This is a genomic window from Eubacterium ramulus, from assembly GCF_003122485.1.
GTDB classification, from domain to species: Bacteria; Bacillota; Clostridia; order Lachnospirales; family Lachnospiraceae; genus Eubacterium_I; species Eubacterium_I ramulus_A.
The window spans coordinates 1-18,206 of sequence record NZ_JRFU01000139.1 but is presented as its reverse complement, the minus strand read 5'-3'; the positions used below and the strand labels follow the sequence as shown (position 1 = coordinate 18,206).

Sequence of the window (18,206 nt, the reverse complement as noted above, 5' to 3'; positions counted from 1 at the left end):
TACCTCATGCTCGTATTTCGGATCGTTGCATAATACTGCAATCTCCTTATCTTTATAAAACATACCATCACAGGTAGCACAATAGCTGACACCTCTGCCAAGCAGCTCATCCTCACCTTTTAACAGTTTTGCCGTCATGACACCCATGGCAAGAATCAGCGTTTTTGCTTCGTAAATTTCATTGTCCGCCAACACCATGTAATAATTTCCCGCTGACATGACATTGGTTACTGTCTTTTCTGTAATCTCCAGACCTGCTGACTGTATATGATCCTCAAAATGTGCAAACAGTTCCTGTCCAGTTAACTCCGGAAATCCGGGATAATTTGTGATTTTTTCCGCTTTCCGCACTTTATCACTTAAGCTTTTGGAACCAAACCACACAAAACTTTTTTTGTATGTTTTCAGGTTCAGTGCCGCAGATAAGCCTGCCGGACCGGTTCCGATAATAATGCAATCGTACATTTTTTCTGTACCTCCGTATTTCTTTCCTATATCACGAACATTGTATTTCGGTATCTTCGTTTATTTATAAATCATAAATATTTTGTTTCAAGTTTTTCACCTATTATCATCTACAAACATTTATTTCAACATCTTTATTTATTATAAACCATAAATGCTTATTTCAGTATCATTTTTATAATTTCCTTATCTGTCTGATGCATTCCTACTTTTCCGATGTATCCCACACAGCAGATGGTCTCGCCGCATGGAAAGCGTCACGGTATCCCCAGAATGCACCGTATCTCCTTCCAGACTGCTTTCCGCATTCTTGTTACCCGGCACCTATACAGGCGCAAGTTTTTTGTTATCTGGCACTCTGATGGCTTCTTATTTTTTCCCATCATTTATTATTGCTTGAACTTCCACCCAGCTGAATCATAACCACCTCACAGGGATTCCCAAAACGCGGAATATTCGCCGTATTGGAAACTCCTGCGCTAACGATCATATTGTCATACTGACCGTAAGCATAGCGTGGGAATAATCCCTGTCCCGGTGCAAAAAACGGAATTCCACGTTTCCTTCCGCCTCTGCTGAACAGACGCCACTGTCCGCCATGAGCGTGACCTGCCACGATCAACGCAAACGTATTCCGATTCGTGTCTTTGATATATTTCGGATAATAATCCGGGTGATGGCAGATCAGAATCTTCACACCGTCTTTTTGTGAAAATTGATCCAGCCATTCCAGATCATATCGGGTGGACATTCCACCAATCAGAAGTTTCTGTCCTTTTACCGTCAGTTCACAATCCCGATTATCCAGAAAAACCACCCCATGATCTTTAAAAAACTGCAAATCTTCTTCCGTGTGATACCATTCATGATTGCCGACACCAAGCACCACCGGAGCAATTTTTACCGCTTCTTCCAGAAAACGATAACCGTTTGCCTTGTTCCAACGCTTCGTTTGTTCTCCGGATGATGCGGAACCATCAAATTTTCGCACAATATTGAAAAACCAGGTGCGGGTGCGCGGGATTCCCTGCCATTCATCCATCTGCTCTACCGTCCAGGGACTGACGACCGGATCATGGCGTTCCATCAGGTCACCGGCAACCAGGATCAGATCCGGTTGCTGCTGATGCAGGATGGAAAGTGCTGCATCTGGACAGCGGTCGTGAACATCGGAAATCAGGGCGATGTGTACGCTGCCGGAAAGTTGAGTGGGGATATTGTATGTTGTTGTGATTGTTTTGCTTTGCTTGTTGTTTTTCATCCTCTATTTTTATACAATTCCTATTTCTTTATATTTCAATTTTTTATCCATATGTAAATTATAGTTAAAAACAGCCCGCCATTTTTCGATAGTGGGACTGTTCATTTTCATAATTGCTTTTTTTTCTCACGCTTCTCCTGTCAGCACCGGAAAATACTTTTTCAAAATATTGCCCATCCACTGAATGACCGGTCCAAGTGTCAGCACCATGATCACAGTCATAATTCCAAGTTTTCCACCAAAGACAAGTCCCAGTATTGTCACAATACAGTCAAAGCACATACGAACTACTTTAAACGGGACTTTCGGCAAATGGTCGGATATAATAATTGGAATCGCATCATAAGGTGCCGTTCCCATATCTACGTCCATATAAAGTGCTGCCGAAAGAATAAATACAATAATCGCCGGAATGAGTACTCCAATCCGAACCTGCATACTCTGAAATAAGTTTTCCGGAAATACCTGATTCCAGATCCACATAAAAAAATCTGCATAATATCCGATTAAGATCATATTTGCAAGTGTCCCAAAACCAAGATTTTTCCCACCGAATATCACAACGATTACCAACAGTATCACATTCAGCAATGCCTGCCAGTTTCCAAAAGTCATCCCTAATTTCATCGAAATGGCGCGGTTCATCATCGTACATGGATCTGCTCCCAGATCTACCAGTAACAAAAAGGAAAGGGAAAATCCCATACCAAGAACTGCCAGCATTACTGTAACGAACCGTATGCCAAAATGTTTCTTTTGAAAAAATCCTTGCCAAATTTCTTTCATGCTTTTTCATCCCCCAATTTTTCTCATCTATCTGCTACAAAAACCACAGTTCTTCTTTCGTCGTTGAAATCGCTGTCGCTCCTGCATCCAACGCAGCAATAATGTCCTCTTTATCGGAAATCAGACCACCCGCGATCACCGGAACAGACAGCTTCTCTGTCATCTGCCGAATAACTTTCGGCATCACTCCCGGCATCAGTTCTACACAATCCGGGCGTAGTGCTTTTGTGCATTTTTCCACATTTTCATAAGCAGCGGAATCAATGACAAAAAAACGGTGCACAGTATATAAGCCAAGTTCTTTTGCCCGGCGGATCTGCGGCTGCTTGGTGGAAATGATTCCATCCGCCCTCGTTTCTTTCCTGATAAAATCCACACTGATCTCCCGACTGGATAGTCCGTTCACCAGATCCATATGCACAAATGCCAGTTTTCCTGCAGATTTTACCTGATCTATAATTTCCGAAATGGTGCAGACATCCCCAAATAAAATAAAAACAATGCCACTCTCGGACTGACAGCAGTGTGCCAGTCCTTCCAGATCTCTTGCCGCTGCGATCACCGGACAATCTTCTAATTGTTCCCGAAACAAATTCTGAAGCATACCTTTCTCCTGTCCCCTGTTCTCTTTTTCATGCCATATCATATAACTGTTCGAAAACAATCCCTGATATATATTTTTTCCTATCAATCATAAATGAGGAAAAAAATCGCCTCTAACATTTCTTACTGACGCTTTTCTACAATAAACAGATAACTTCCATTTTTCTCCTGAATACAAAATTCCTGAGCCAGACGGAACTGTGGATGCAGACGAAGCTGTTTTTTCACCAGTCCCATTTCCCTTGAAAAGAAGATCATACGACCATCCTCCGCCAGCACTTCATCGGATTTTTCAAAAAATCTGCGATACAGATCGTCCAGCTCCGGTTTTGACAGATTGCCTGCCGGCAGATCGGTAACGATCTCATCAAATTTATAATCATGCACAAAATCAAAATAATCGCGATTGATATAATTGGTCTGCATACCGGCAATCTTGCTGTTTACTCGCGCTTTCTCGATCGCCTCGCCAAAAGTATCAATTCCGTAAGCATTTCGCGCCGGTACCGCAAATCTGCGTTCCATTAACAAAGTACCCACACCACAGAACGGATCTAAGATCTGCGCATACTCTTTCAGATATGGTTTTGCCAGTGCCATCAATCCTGCTGCCATCATTGGTTTCATGCTTGCTGCCACATAATATCTGCGATAATCAAAACGATGATCCGGCAGTGTATACAGTTTTAATAACGGTACAAATCCGCCCTCACGATGCTGTAACAGGCGCAATTCCACTTCATAATGCGAAGTAGAGTTGATCAGGTTTCGCTCAAAAGCTCCTTCTATCGCTGTTGCCACACGTTTTGAAAAAATGCTTCGCTCCTCTAACGACATGGCACCGGATACTCCGATCCTGAAGCAAAATGGGACATCACCTTTGTGTGTCTCTGCTAAAATCTGCATCAGATCGGATTCTGCCAGCTGCGCTGCCAGTGTTTCCGGATCTGCGGAAAGCACGTTACCCTCTGTCTGCGTGTGAATCACAAACAGTAATTCCTGAATTGTACGGATTTTCATGACTGTTTCAAAATCAGGCACAATGGTACGCACACCGGATTTTAATACTTTTTTCTTTCCAGTCACTTCTTCTGCCAGTGCATCACGAAATGCCGGAATGGTCAAAAGCAGTACCTCGCTGGAACGGTTCCATCCATTAAAGGTATGTTTTTTCACACCTTTTTTCTGCAATAAAAGTTCCTGCAGCGCACGGATCTCTGCCTGCACATGTTTCTTTTCTTCTTCCGGCGCATCATAAGCAACCAGCTCCTGCAGACGCACCTCTAACTGTGGCAGATACTCGCTGCAGTCGATCATGGATAATGCCTGCACATAGGCTTCTTTGACAAATAATTTATCTTCTTCCTCATAGGCATCCATCAGTACATCCAGCGCATCCTGACAATGCAATTCTCCAAGGATCAATGCTGCATTTTTCCGTACCTTCGGATCCTGATCCACCAGACACTTCATGATCTCATCCAGACGGTTGCCTGTCATGGTGAGAAACACCTTTTTCTTTGCGTCATCCTTCAGTTCTTTTTTCAGAGCGATCAGACTTGCTCTGCGATCGATTCCTTTTTTTATTTTTTCATAAAGATCTCTCATCCGTTTTCATCTCCCGTCTTGTAAACTTGCAGATAAGTATCTACATCTTTTTTAAACTGCGCCCACGCATCTTCATGTTCCACATAATAGAGCGGACACAGTTTTCCAGTTACATCATAATGCCGGATCACATCTTCCGATGTCAGTCCAAATTTTGCACAGAGCCATGCGGTCAGTTTGATCACCGAATCATACGTTGCCTGTTCAAAAGAACCGTCCTCGTTTTTATAACAACACTCGATAGAAATCGTATCGCTGTTGCGGTCATTGGATGCATAGGCAATCTCCGCAGTTGGAATACACTGCACAATCTCACCTTCCAGTCCCACGACAAAATGAGAACTTGCCTTTGTCGTATGCGTATCTTTCAGATTTTCAAAATAATTGCGGTTTGCAATGGCAGTTGCGCCGGGGTTTGCCGTATAGTGAATGACAATGCCATTTACTTTTTCCAGCGCTGTGCCCGGTCTGGAATATGCATTGACCGTCAAAAGTTCCACGTCCAGTTCCGGTCTGTTTTCATCCACTTCGGACAAGGTTACCGGACTGTCTGCACTGACCGCTTTGTTTTTCTGATGTCTGGTCACACCCACGATCACCAGCAATACCAACGCCAGTAATCCCAGTGCCATCCATACCCTTGACATATCGTATCTTTTTCGTCTGCTTTTCCGCTTCTTTTTTCTTCGCGGTGCGTTTTTTTGTACCTTCTTCTGTGCTGCCATATGTTTTGATTTCCTTCGACTCTATGTCAAACAATTTTTGCTTATTGTGAAATAGCACGATCCCTTTTTTCAAATACAATTCAAAATATCATGAACAAAAAAAGTTCATGATCAACATTTTGCCAATCATACCAATATATTGACTTGTTTGCGCTCATTGTATCATACATATTACTTGTTTTTTGTAAAATAGGTTCTTGCAAGTTCCAATGTCCGCGCTAACTGCTCCTCTGTATGTTCCATGGAAATAAATACTGCCTCAAACTGCGCCGGAGCCAGATAAATGCCATGATTCTGCATGTAATTGCAGTAATCTGCATATGCCTTTGTATCCGATGTCTGTGCACTTTCATAATCAACAACTTCCCTGTCTGTAAAAAACAGGCTTCCCAGTGAAGTAATATGGTTGACATGATAGCCTCTGCCGCTCTCATCCACAATTTTCTGCAATTCCTCGAAAAACCGGTCAGATTTCTGATTTAGGGCAGCGTAGGCTTCCGGATGTTCTTTTAAGTAAGAAAGCTGTGCAATACCCGCTGCCATTGCCACCGGATTACCGCTTAAAGTTCCTGCCTGATACACAGCACCCACCGGAGATACCATTTCCATGATTTCTCTGCGTCCGCCATATGCGCCAACCGGCATACCTGCGCCGATGATTTTTCCAAATGTGGTCAGATCCGGTGTCACGCCAAAATAGCCCTGTGCACCGTCTGCCTGCATACGAAATCCGGTAATGACTTCGTCAAAGATCAGCAATGCGCCATATTTGTCACAAATATCACGAAGTCCCTGCAAAAATCCCGGCTTTGGCGGTACGGTTCCCATATTTGCACCAACCGGCTCTACCAGAATCGCTGCGATCTGTTCTCCATAGGTGTCAAAGCAATTCTGCACGCTCTCCAGAGAGTTATAATCTGCGGTGATCGTATCTGCGGTGCAGCCTGCCGGAACACCAAGGGAACCCGGAACGCCCGCGGTCATAACGCCGGAACCTGCCTTTACCAGCAACGCATCCGAATGACCATGATAGCAGCCATTGAATTTAATAATTTTATCTCTGCGTGTAAAACCGCGCGCCACACGAACAGCACTCATCACTGCCTCGGTGCCGGAATTTACCATACGCACCATTTCGATGGACGGCACCATGCTACAGATCAGTTTTGCCATATCCACTTCTATAGATGTCGCTGCTCCATAGCTTAAACCGCGTTTTGCATACTCCATCACCGCATCCAAAACCAGCGGATGATTATGTCCTAAGATCATCGGTCCCCAGGAACCGATAAAATCTATGTACTCGTTGCCGTCCTCATCCCACATCAGCGCTTTGTCCGCTTTTTTGATAAAACGCGGGGTAGAACCGATAGAACCAAAGGCACGAACCGGTGAATTCACGCCACCCGGAATGTATTGAACTGCTTCCTGAAAAAGAGCTTCTGATTTTTTGATCTCCATTATCCGATTCTCCCTTCATCCATGCATTTTGCCAGTTCTTCTGCAAAATAGGTAATGTAAATATCTGTTCCCGCGCGGTAAGCAGCGACTGCCATCTCACACATGATAGAAGTCTCATCGATAAATCCCGCCGCTGCGGTGGTTTTTACCATGGAATACTCTCCGCTGACGCTGTATGCTGCCACCGGAAGATCTGTTATATCTTTTACTTCGCGAATCAGATCGCCGTAAGCCATAGCAGGTTTCACCATTACAATGTCTGCGCCCTCGATGACATCCTGTTCTACTTCTTTTAACGCTTCTCTGCGGTTGTGATAATCCATCTGATAAGTTTTGCGGTCACCAAAAGCCGGTGCGGAATCTGCCGCATCCCGGAACGGACCATAAAAAGCAGACGCAAATTTTGCAGAATATGCCATGATCGGTGTATTGATATAACCGTTGGCATCCAAAATGTGACGGATCGCGCCGACTCTGCCATCCATCATATCAGAAGGTGCTACCATATCTGCACCAGCCTGAACCTGGGATAAAGCCGTTTTCTGTAACAGTTCCAATGTTTTGTCATTATCTACATCATGTCCGCAAAGTACACCACAATGACCATGAGAAGTATACTCACACATGCAGACATCTCCGATCATATACAGATCCGGGAACAGTTCTTTTGCCTTACGAAATCCCTGCTGAACAATGCCATCCTGCGCATAGGCACCGCTTCCAAGCTCATCCTTGTGATTCGGGATTCCAAAGAGCATCACGCCACCGATTTCGGCTTTTGTCAGTTCTTCTAATTTTTCACCCATGCGGTCCACACTGTAACGGTACTGTCCCATCATGGACGGGATTTCTTCTTTGATATTGGTTCCTTCTACAATAAACATCGGATAGATCAGAGAGGATTTATCCATTCTGGTCTCCCGTACCATTTTTCTTAAATTTGCGCTTGTCCGCAATCTGCGCGGACGATTGATCATTTCCATTTTTACTTTCCTCCTGCAGTCTATGTTCGACCGCTTTTCTCTCAACATTTTTATCATTTTCCCATAAAAATGCAGGAACGAATTTTATATAAAAAGTTATAATACTTTATTTTCCATCAGACTGAGATGAACAATTTAAAATTGTCTGTACCAGATCTTCAACGGTTGCCGATTTCGCAGTCACACAGGAAATCCCTGCTTTTTTTGCTTCCTGCGCGGTCTGTTTTCCGATACAGATGCCCTGCACATGACTCAGATCCGTATCCGGTACATTTTTTACAAAGCCCCGAACCGTAGATGCACTGGTAAAAACTACCATGCAGCCTTCTTCCACCAGCTTCGGTACATTCACCCATTTCTGCTCTTTCTCTATGGTATCATAAATCGGCAAATCTGCAATCGTAACTTTTTTCCTTTTCTGAATCTCCCGGATCAGTTCCTGACTGCCGTTTCTCACCCGCGGAATCAAAATATGATTGCCGTCTGCACAGGCTTCCCCAATGCAGATGCCAAGATGTGCCGCATCGTACACCTCTGGAACCAGATCTGCAAAAACACCATGCAGTTCCAGTTCTTTTGCTGTACCCGCTCCCAAAGCTGCGATTTTTGCTCTGAAAAATCTTCGGATATCGATTTTTTCTTTTTTTAACTGATCAAAAAAGCAATTTACACCAGACGGAGAGGTAAATACCACATATTGATAATCATTTAACAGTACATCAGACAACTTCTGAGCCATGTCTATATGCATCTCTGCCTTTTGATTCTCATTTTGTGTCTCGGTATCTTCAACATTTTTCTGTATCCATTTTTCTGTTATATCACATTCATTCGAAAAATTATCATTGGGATGAATCTCAATGGTCGGCAGTTCCAGCACTTCTGCCCCAAGGCTCCGTAACCGTTCTGCCAGCGCCCGGCTTCGCTCCCGCGGTCTTGTAACAATAATTTTTTTACCGAACAGTGTTAGTTTTTCATACCAGTTAAATTCATCTGAGAGTCCACAGACTTCTCCCACAACGATGACTGCCGGTGTTTCCATTGGATTTTTTTTCACTTCTTCCGGCAGTTTTTCCAGTGTACTCACGATCCGTCTCTGTTTTGCTGTCGTTCCCCGGCTTAATAATGCCGCCGGTGTTTCTTTCGCTTTTCCGCCGTTGCATAATCCCTGACAAATATCTGTCAATGCGGAAACGCCCATCAGAAATACCAGTGTTCCTTCCAGTTTTGCCAGCGTGGTAAAATCCAGATTCAACGGTTCGTCTTTTTTCTTATGTCCGGTAATGATATGCACACTGGACGCATAATCTCGATGCGTCACCGGAATGCCGTTGTAAGCCGGTACAGAAATGGCAGAGGTCACCCCCGGTACTACTTCGAATGGAATGTTGTGTTTTGCCAGCAACTCCAGTTCTTCGCCGCCGCGTCCAAACAGGAACGGATCTCCACCTTTTAAGCGCACCACGCATTTTCCTTCCTGCGCTTTTTTCAAAAGCAGCTCATTCATCTGCTCCTGCGGCATGGTATGATTACCGGAACGTTTTCCGGCATCGATTTTTTCTGCTGCTTCCGGCATCATCAGCAGGATACTCTCTCCCACCAGCCGGTCATACACGACGACTTCTGCCTGTTCCAGCACACGCTTTGCTTTTAACGTCAAAAGTTCCGCATCGGAAGGTCCGGCGCCCACCAGCCAGACTTTTCCTTCTTTTTTCTGTTCCATTTAGCGCTCCTCCTGTGCTTTTCCTTCTGCCTGCAAACGACGTGCCAGATTTCTGCCAAAATTTTCTGCCTGATTACATGCATTTGGTTTAAAAACAACTTTTTTGTGATCTGTACAATCTGTAGGATCTATAGAATCTGACAAATCTTTCTGAAGCAGATTTTCTTTTGCCAGATAAATAAATTCCGTTTCGATGACACTTTTCCCGGTAGCTTCCACATAATAAAGTCCTCGCAGCGTCAGTTTTCCATCCTCCGCAATCGTTGCATGCGCTGCCACCGGAGAGGAACATCCTCCGTCCAGTTCCCGGATAAATGCCCGTTCACAAAGGGATGTGATCCGGCTTGCTTCGGAACAAAATGGTTGTAAAAATGCATAATTTTCACCGATACGTCCCTGTAACGCCAACACGCCCTGTCCGGCAGCCGGAATCATTTCTTCTACCGAAAAATATCGGGTAATCCTGTTTTCCAATCCCAGTCGTTTTAATCCTGCTGCTGCCAGAATCGTTGCAGAGAACTCCCCGGAATCCAGTTTTGCCAGACGTGTCTGTACATTTCCACGAATCGGTGCAAAGGTTGCCTGTGGATACAATTTCTGAAACTGCAACATCCGGCGCTGACTCGAACATCCCACCGGTTTGGAAAAATCCAGCTCTTTCACACCGTCTGGCAATACCAGTACATCCCGCGGATCTTCCCGCTTGGAAAACCCGATCAGCGGCAATTCAGTCGGAATTTCTGCCGGCATATCTTTCAGACTGTGTACCGACAGATCACTGCGCCCATCCAGCAATGCCGCATCCAGTTCTTTCACAAACAATCCTTTTCCGCCAATCTTATCTAATGTACGATCCAAAATTTTATCACCGGTAGTTTTCATGGTAACAAGCTCCGGCTCGTATTCCGGGCACTGATTTCTGATATAATCCATCACCATCTCGCTTTGAATCACAGCCAGACGGCTCTCTCTGCTTCCGATTCGAAATTTTTTCACTGTTATTCCTCCACATTGTTATAATCTACCGTTCCAAGTATTTCCCGGATTTTTGCACTTACCTCACGCACTTTTCCATGATCGTTATTACAGGAATTGATTCCTGCCACAATATCATCTTCTTCCACCAGCGCCGGAAACCGAAAATCACACAGTGCTTGGTCGGATGCTACATTCACCCAGATATGATGCTTTTTACACTCTTCCCAGACTTCCAGATCCGCTTTTTCGTCCCCGGTCGCCGTCAGCACCAGTTCATAACCTCTGGTCATGCCATGCATAAACGGACTGCGGATCAGCTCCAGCCGCTTTCTGCCATACTTCTGCTGTAACTGTAAAAACTCCATCCGAATCTCCGATGCAGTCACCGTTACATCCGCGCCAAACCGCAGCAGGCTTTCTGTTCTGCGCAGGGCAATATTTCCTGCTCCCACCTGCAATACTTTTTTCCCTGTAATATCTACAAAAAATGGAAAATATCTGTGATCCATCCCTTTTTCTACTCCTTTTTACTCCTCTTTCCATACTTTTTCCAATGCAGCCAGACATTCCCTCATCACGTCCGTATCTGCATGATCCCGCAATCCAAACAACATCTTCTGAAATACTTTCTGCGATGTCTGTTCCACGGCATCTGCCAGCTGTCGACACTGACTGGCATCCAATTTCATCTGCTGAAACGTTCTTCCCATCCGCCAGCTTACATCCTGCGCTGCTAGTGCACCAAACTTTTGAATCTGCGGCACCATATCCCGACATTCATACCAGGAAACAAATGCTGCCAGTTCTTCTTCTGCCAGCAGGTTTGCCGCCTGTAACTGCTCCTGCTGCCGCTCAGACAAACCGATGCCACCCTGAAAATCATCGATGTCATAGACTTCTGCCCATGAAAGTTCCCGGATTGAGGTATCAATGTCCCTTGGCACTGCCAGATCCACAAAAGTGATCGGATGCTCCAGCTTCCATTTTTCCAGTTCCACACGCTCTAATGTCACATTTGGGCTTGCTGTTGCCGATACTACATACCGGCATTCCGGAATTTTGTGATAGCGTTCCCCGTAATGAATCCGGGCACAGCCTTCCGGAATCCGCACTTCTCCGCTGTGATACTGTCGAACCGTTACCGTTACATTTGCGCCCCGCTCCTGAAACGCCCGTGCCGTCAGCCGTCCCATTTCACCATTTCCGATCACAAGACAGTTTTCTCCGGCAAACTGATACCCCTGACGGGCAAGCTGTGTCAGTGCTGCATCAATCGTTGATGTGTTTCCTTTTGGAATTGCCACCTGTGTTTTGATCTTTTTGCCCGCTGTCACTGCCATACGAAACAGTGTTTTTAACACCGTATCCGCAAATTCACCACTTCGGGCAAATTCCAGCGCATCGCCTACCTGCGTCAGAATCTGATCTTCCCCGATGATTTTCGATTTCAGTCCCGCGGTCAGCAAAAAAAGATGCCGCACCGCGTCTTCTTCAGTTCGCACCGTAAAAAGTTCCCGTAGCCGTTTTTCTTCTTCTCCGGAAATCTGTTTACAGTGGCAAATAATCCGGTAAAGATCCGGCTCTGCCTTCGCATCCAGAGACACATACAGCTCCATCCGGTTACAGGTAGACAGCAACACGCAGCCGTCCACGCTTTGCTGCCGGACGACTGCCTCCATCAGTTCTTTTTGTTTTGTCTTTGTAAAGGAAAATAATTCCCGTTCTTCCACAGATGCTCTGCTGTGGTCAATTCCTATCATCTGTATGTTTATCATGATTTCTTCATTCCTCTGCTGCTGTCAAGATCATATAATAATGCGTTGCAGATTGCTGCCGCCACGTTGCTTCCGCCTTTTCTGCCTCTTGCGATGATATAAGGCACATCGGTTTCCATGATCAGTTCCTTTGCCTGCACCACATTGACAAAACCGACTGGGACACCGATGATCAGTGCCGGTGCAAGTTTTCCTTCTTCGATCAGTTCATACAGACGGATCAGCGCTGTCGGTGCATTTCCTATGGCAAAAATCAGCGGTCCCGGTAGGGATGCTGCCTTATCCATGCTTGCTGCGGAGCGGGTAAAACCATGTTGTCTTGCCGCCTCAGCTACATCTTCATCTGAGATAAAATTGCAGGCTTTTCCGTGCAGATTTTCCAATGTTCGTTTGTTAATGCCGGACCACGCCATCTTCGTATCCGTCACGATCGTCGCACCTGCCCGAAGCGCTTCCTTTGCCTTTTCCACCGCATGTTCCGAAAAAGTAAGGGTATCTGCATATTCAAAATCTGCCGTCGTATGAATGACACGTTTAATGATGTGCGCCTTGTCTGCCGGCAATGTAATTCCTTTTTCTGCCAGCTCCTGACCGATGATCTCCATACTTCTCTTTTCAATATCCATTGGTTTTACATGTTCAAACTCCATGGTGTTCTCCGCTGCTCCTTTTTCTATCACAATTCAAGTCGAACGCACGTGAGACTTGAACTAAATGTATTTTTATCTTAATATTCAATGCCCTCTCTGGCAGTAATTCCGCTTTCAAAGGGATGTTTTATTTTTCGGACCTCTGAGACATAATCCGCATATGCCAGCAATTCCTCTGCCGGATCACGTCCGGTCAAAACAACTTCCAGATTCTGTGGACGCTGCTCCAGAAACGCAAGCAGACGTTTCCGATTGATCATTTCTGCCCGATATGCCGCACAGATTTCATCCAAAACCAGCAGACCATATGCATCCTCTGTCGCGCGTCGAAGTGCTTCTGCCAGATAATGGTCATAATATGCCCGCGCCTGCCGCTTTGTTTCCTCATCCATCCGAAAGGTAAATCCGAATTTTTTTTCTGCAGAATATACGGTAATCTCCGGAATCTGTTTTAAAATCCGAAGTTCTGAGGAAGTCCCATCTTTTAAAAACTGGGTAAACAGCACTTTACCGCCGTTTCCGGCAAACCGTACTGCCAGTCCTACCGCCGCGGTGGTCTTTCCTTTCCCGTCACCGGTATAAATATGTACACAACTTTCTGCCACTTTTTCGTCCTCCACATTTATATCATCAAACAGACCATAAAGCGGACATTCGCAATCCGCTTTCGCTACTTGCTCATGAACGCAGTCGCTTTGCAACCTGCGTTCAAACTCTGCATACATTATCTGCCCTGACAAAATATCTACTATAACTATGCTGCTTTTTTCGCAATTTACCACAGAAACTTATTTCATCTGATCACACACCGGCATCCAGAATCCGGTAAATCTGTTCCATATCCAGATGTTTCCGCAAAATATCTGCCATCTTATCGTACTGTGTTTCCTTGTATGCCGCATAATCCATCTGCGCCAGTCCTGCCGGATCAATCCCTTTTTTCTCTGCCAGCGCCTTCACAATGGCATTGACGACTTCCTGCGCATCAAAAATACCATGTACATAAGAGCCATACACATTTTCGCCTATGGCACCCTCGCATTTTTCCATTGCGCTGCCGCTCTGTAACAGTGTTTTGGCTCCACCGTCAGCACTCCCTTCGGAAGTATGTCCCACATGATCGCAATGATCGCTGATTTTTGTCAGCATCGACAGCCTTCCATCCGAAACACTCTGTCCCATATGAATCTCATACCCGGAAAATGCAATGTCGGAGAGTCCTGCCAGATCTCCTTTTACCTGCAAAAACTGCCCGTTCACCCGGGTTCTTGTTTTTTCTTCCGTAAACACCGTATGCATCGGAAGCAGTCCCATTCCGCGCATAGTTCCGCCATCTTCCACACCGAACGGATCGGAAAGTTCTTCGCCAAGCATCTGATAACCGCCACAGATGCCAAAAATCGGACATCCTGCCGCATGTGCCTTTAATACTGCCGCTTCCATACCGGACTGACGCATCCACGCCAGATCACTCATCGTATTTTTCGTACCCGGAAGCAGGATCAGATCCGGATTTCCAAGCTGCGCCGCCCGTTTCACATAACGCACCGACACACCCGGAATACTCTCAAATATATTAAAATCGGTAAAATTGGAAATGCGTGGCAGACGAACCACCACAAGGTCAATCTGACCAACTGCTTTTTCGTTACTCATCCGTTCGCTTAAGCTGTCTTCATCTTCCACATCGATATCCATATATGGCGTTACGCCCACCACTGACCGGTGGCAAAGCTCCTCCAGCATCACAATACCCGGATCAAGAATCGTCTTGTCTCCTCTAAATTTGTTGATGATCAGACCTTTAACCAGCTGTTTTTCCTCTTCTTCCAGGAGCATCATGGTTCCGGCAAGCTGTGCAAACACTCCGCCGCGGTCGATATCGCCCACTAAAAGTACCGGCGATTTTGCCATTTTTGCCATTCCCATATTTACGATATCATCACTTTTCAGATTAATCTCTGCCGGAGAACCCGCGCCTTCGATTACAATGATATCCGACTGTTCCTCCAGCGTATGATAGGCTTTCATAATGTCCGGGATCAGTGTCTTTTTATATTTAAAATAATCCCTTGCCCGCATCGTTGCAAGCACTTCGCCGTTGACAATTACCTGAGAACCCACATCATTGGTCGGTTTGAGCAGGATTGGATTCATCAGAACAGATGGCTCTATTCCTGCCGCTTCCGCCTGCATCACCTGCGCACGTCCCATTTCCAGTCCTTCGGAAGTAATGTATGAATTTAATGCCATGTTCTGGGATTTAAAAGGTGCCACCCGGTAGCCATCCTGTTTAAAAATCCGGCACAAGCCCGCTGCCAGCAGACTTTTTCCCACATTTGACATGGTGCCCTGTATCATAATTGATTTTGCCATATATTCTGTGTCCTTTTCTTCAATGCTTCCAAAAATTTCTCATTTTCTTCCCGTCCGCGCACTGCGATCCGGTAATATCCTTCCGTCAGACCATCAAAATTTCCACAATCCCGGATCAGAAAACCTGCCTCCCGCATGGCTTTCTCCAGTCCTTCTTCTGCCCGGAAAAATATATAATTTGCCGCAGAGCCAAACACCTTAACACCGGCTTTTTGCAAACCTTCCAGTAAATATGCTTTCTGCTCTGCGATCAGTGCTCTGCTTTTTTCCACAAATGCGGTCTCTTTTACGGCAGCGATTCCTGCCGCCTGCGCCGGAACTGACACATTCCATGGCTGCGATACTGCTTCCATGCGCCGGATCAGTGCCACATCACTGCAAATGCCATACCCAAGTCTGAGCCCTGCCATGCCATACATTTTTGTAAATGCACGCAAAATGAAAATCTGTGGATTCTCTGCCACCTTTGATAACAGCGTGTGCTTTTCTGCATCTTCCAGAAAATCCGAAAAACATTCATCCATCAAAAGACGCGTTCCCTGTCTCTGACACTGAACTGCGATTTCTTCCGACAATTCCTGATCCAGTAACTGCCCGGTAGGATTATTCGGATTGCACAAGATCAGCAAATCCGGTCGTTTCTTCAATGCTTCTAAAATATCCCGTTGTACACAAAACTGATGTTCCGGCAGCAACAAATGTGTCCGAATCTGACACGCAACACTTTCCAACGCCTGTCGATATTCATAAAAAGACGGAATCGGCAATAATGCTTCTTTTGGCTTTTCTGCCAGCATCAGGGTAAAAATCACGTCCGCGGCACCGTTTCCACAGAAGATCCACTCCGCTGGAACTCCTTCTTTTTCAGCGATTGCCTGCTTTAATGCCTCACAAAACGGATCCGGATAATGAACAGCATCATCAATGGCATCCTTTGCTGCCTGACGCACCGCCTGTGGCATTCCAAGAAAATTGATATTTGCCGAATAATCGATTTTGTTTTGATTGCGGTAAATATCTCCGCCATGTCTGTGCATCCGCTCACCTCCTGAATTTCCATTTTTTTCCTTATTGACGATCACTTATTGAGTATCATTTGCTACCAAAATTTCATTTACTCTGACAGATTCCTTTGCCTATTGCAAATGACTGTATTCATTCCAAAATACGATCATTTACAACACCATTTTTATTCCAAACCAAACTGCAATCCTTATGCCACAAAATACAATCATACCAAGCAGACTTGCCGCATACAGCAGCTTATTCGCCCTTGCAATGTCTTCGATTTCCACTGGGCGAACAGCATCACCAATGGTTGGTTTTTCATGTTTTTTTCCAAAATACCATGCATCTCCTGCAAGCTGCACCTGCAGGGCACCTGCCATCACCGCCTCCGTCTGTGCAGAGTTCGGACTTGCATGATTGAGCCTGTCCCGTTTGAAAATCTTCCATGCAGACGCGCCGTCCAATTTTACCAGCGGCGCTGCAAGAATCATCATAATCGCTGACAGTCTTGCCGGGATAAAATTCATCACATCGTCAAATTTTGCCGCTGCCCTGCCAAAATACAGATACTTGTCATTCTTATACCCCACCATGGAATCCATGGTATTGACTGCTTTGTAAAAATAGCCAAGCACCGGACCGCCGATTGCCATGTAAAACATCGGTGCCAGAATTCCGTCTGACGTGTTTTCCGCTACGGTTTCCACAGCAGCTTTCACCACACCGGTTTCTGTCAGGTTCTGTGTATCCCGTCCGACGATCATGGAAACAGCTTTTCTTCCGGCTTCCAGACCATCTGTCTGCAATACCTCTGCCACCTTCATACTCTCTGTCTTTAACGACTTTGTTGCCAGAATGGTGTAGCACATATAAGACTGTACCGCGAACCCAAGCCAGAACCAGATCCGATAACAAATCATTAAAATTACCAGCGGAATCGCGGTAGAAACCGCCAGCACACAAATGACAAGCAGCACACCGCCTGCCAGCTCCCTATTTGGTTCATGAAATACTTCTGATTCACGTTTTTTATCACAACCATCCTTTTTGCTTTCATTCGTGTTGGTTGTATCCAGTTGTTTTTGTTTCTGCTCCTTTTTGCTTCCCCGGATTCTTTCGTAAAGCGGACGTTCGCAATCCGCTTTCGCTACTTGCTCATGAACGCAGTCGCTTTGCAACCTGCGTTCAAAAAATGAAATCATATTTCCGATAAAGCAGATCGGGTGCCACATCCCATGGGGATCGCCAAAAATCAGATCCAGCACATAGCCCACGATCAGAGTTCCCACAATTATCTCTGTCATCTGTCTATTTAATACGGGTTCCGATGCCACAGGTCACACGATATACCGCCTCTGCCTGCGCTGCCAGTGCACAGGTCAGTCGTCCGGTGCGCTCCCGCCATGCCCGGTCAAAGGCATCCATCGGCACAACACCACAGCCAAGCTCATTGCATACAATGATCGTATCCGGCTCCTGTACCAGTTTTTCCCGCAACTCCTTTTCTAACTTATCATTTTTCTCATTTGAATTTACATGTTCACTTATCTTGCCATTCGCATCCGCCTCCATATGCGCCTTTACCCACATATGAAACTGTGGAAAAATACTTCCTGCTTTTCCGTTTTTCTTCTGTTCTTCTAAAAGCTGTTCCGCAAACGCCATCTTTCCCTGATATGCGCCGCCAATAATTAAAATCATGCACATTCTCCCTGTTTTATCAAATACATGTTTCTATCTTTGTTTGCTTACTGCCTTTCAAGTCGAACGCACGTGAGACTTGGTGCGTGATTCTGGTCAGCGA

General features: G+C 45.5%; 18 protein-coding genes. All 18 read right to left on the bottom strand.

The window, feature by feature from the left end:
* Positions 1-465, bottom strand: a 465-nt coding sequence (locus LG34_RS12180; RefSeq protein WP_181369362.1) for an NAD(P)/FAD-dependent oxidoreductase, incomplete at its 3' end; no start/stop codon positions are given.
* Between the two features lie 382 nt (positions 466-847).
* Positions 848-1,726 carry a metallophosphoesterase gene (locus tag LG34_RS12175; RefSeq protein WP_109216306.1) on the bottom strand — a complete coding sequence of 293 codons (879 nt, stop codon included), beginning with the start codon at positions 1,724-1,726 and terminating at the stop codon, positions 848-850.
* 126 nt (positions 1,727-1,852) lie between these two features.
* Positions 1,853-2,512, bottom strand: a complete 660-nt coding sequence (locus LG34_RS12170) for a YczE/YyaS/YitT family protein (protein ID WP_109216305.1) — start codon at positions 2,510-2,512, stop codon at positions 1,853-1,855.
* A 34-nt stretch (positions 2,513-2,546) separates the two neighbouring features.
* Positions 2,547-3,116, bottom strand: coding sequence for a glycerol-3-phosphate responsive antiterminator (locus LG34_RS12165; RefSeq protein WP_109216310.1), 570 nt, complete (start codon positions 3,114-3,116; stop codon positions 2,547-2,549).
* Positions 3,117-3,238: 122 nt separating this feature from the next.
* Positions 3,239-4,723 (bottom strand): HEAT repeat domain-containing protein, encoded by a 1,485-nt coding sequence (locus tag LG34_RS12160; protein WP_109216304.1) that lies wholly within the window; start codon positions 4,721-4,723, stop codon positions 3,239-3,241.
* The gene (locus LG34_RS12155) at positions 4,720-5,448 is read right to left on the bottom strand and encodes a peptidoglycan recognition protein family protein (protein ID WP_109216303.1); all 729 of its coding nucleotides are present in this window, start codon (positions 5,446-5,448) and stop codon (positions 4,720-4,722) included. The genes LG34_RS12160 and LG34_RS12155 overlap by 4 nt, the downstream gene beginning before the upstream one ends.
* 171 nt (positions 5,449-5,619) lie before the next feature.
* Positions 5,620-6,909 carry a glutamate-1-semialdehyde 2,1-aminomutase gene (gene hemL, locus LG34_RS12150; protein ID WP_333491084.1) on the bottom strand — a complete coding sequence of 430 codons (1,290 nt, stop codon included), beginning with the start codon at positions 6,907-6,909 and terminating at the stop codon, positions 5,620-5,622.
* Complete coding sequence (gene hemB / locus LG34_RS12145; RefSeq protein WP_181369361.1) at positions 6,909-7,892, bottom strand: porphobilinogen synthase; 984 nt, start codon at positions 7,890-7,892, stop codon at positions 6,909-6,911. The genes hemL and hemB overlap by 1 nt, the downstream gene beginning before the upstream one ends.
* Before the next feature lie 106 nt (positions 7,893-7,998).
* Positions 7,999-9,615: a uroporphyrinogen-III C-methyltransferase gene (gene cobA, locus LG34_RS12140; RefSeq protein ID WP_109216302.1), complete on the bottom strand. Its 1,617-nt coding sequence runs from the start codon at positions 9,613-9,615 to the stop codon at positions 7,999-8,001.
* A complete protein-coding gene (gene hemC / locus LG34_RS12135; protein WP_242979896.1) occupies positions 9,616-10,611 on the bottom strand; it encodes a hydroxymethylbilane synthase in 996 nt (331 codons plus the stop codon). It lies immediately after the preceding gene.
* A 2-nt stretch (positions 10,612-10,613) separates the two neighbouring features.
* Entirely contained in the window at positions 10,614-11,102 is a 489-nt protein-coding gene (locus LG34_RS12130) for a precorrin-2 dehydrogenase/sirohydrochlorin ferrochelatase family protein (protein WP_109216301.1), read from the bottom strand.
* 18 nt (positions 11,103-11,120) lie between these two features.
* Positions 11,121-12,368 (bottom strand): glutamyl-tRNA reductase, encoded by a 1,248-nt coding sequence (hemA, locus tag LG34_RS12125; protein ID WP_109216300.1) that lies wholly within the window; start codon positions 12,366-12,368, stop codon positions 11,121-11,123.
* On the bottom strand, positions 12,365-13,018 hold the full coding sequence (locus LG34_RS12120; RefSeq protein WP_109216299.1) for a precorrin-8X methylmutase: 654 nt from the start codon (positions 13,016-13,018) through the stop codon (positions 12,365-12,367). The genes hemA and LG34_RS12120 overlap by 4 nt, the downstream gene beginning before the upstream one ends.
* 77 nt (positions 13,019-13,095) lie before the next feature.
* Positions 13,096-13,623: a cob(I)yrinic acid a,c-diamide adenosyltransferase gene (locus LG34_RS12115; protein ID WP_242979895.1), complete on the bottom strand. Its 528-nt coding sequence runs from the start codon at positions 13,621-13,623 to the stop codon at positions 13,096-13,098.
* A 196-nt stretch (positions 13,624-13,819) separates the two neighbouring features.
* Positions 13,820-15,394, bottom strand: a complete 1,575-nt coding sequence (locus LG34_RS12110) for a cobyric acid synthase (RefSeq protein WP_109216297.1) — start codon at positions 15,392-15,394, stop codon at positions 13,820-13,822.
* Entirely contained in the window at positions 15,376-16,431 is a 1,056-nt protein-coding gene (locus LG34_RS12105) for a pyridoxal phosphate-dependent aminotransferase (protein ID WP_109216296.1), read from the bottom strand. Before LG34_RS12105 ends, LG34_RS12110 begins: the two co-directional genes overlap by 19 nt.
* A 138-nt stretch (positions 16,432-16,569) precedes the next feature.
* Entirely contained in the window at positions 16,570-17,706 is a 1,137-nt protein-coding gene (gene cbiB / locus LG34_RS12100) for an adenosylcobinamide-phosphate synthase CbiB (protein WP_109216295.1), read from the bottom strand.
* A 4-nt stretch (positions 17,707-17,710) separates the two neighbouring features.
* Positions 17,711-18,103 (bottom strand): bifunctional adenosylcobinamide kinase/adenosylcobinamide-phosphate guanylyltransferase, encoded by a 393-nt coding sequence (locus tag LG34_RS12095; protein WP_109216294.1) that lies wholly within the window; start codon positions 18,101-18,103, stop codon positions 17,711-17,713.
* Positions 18,104-18,206 lie beyond the last annotated feature (103 nt).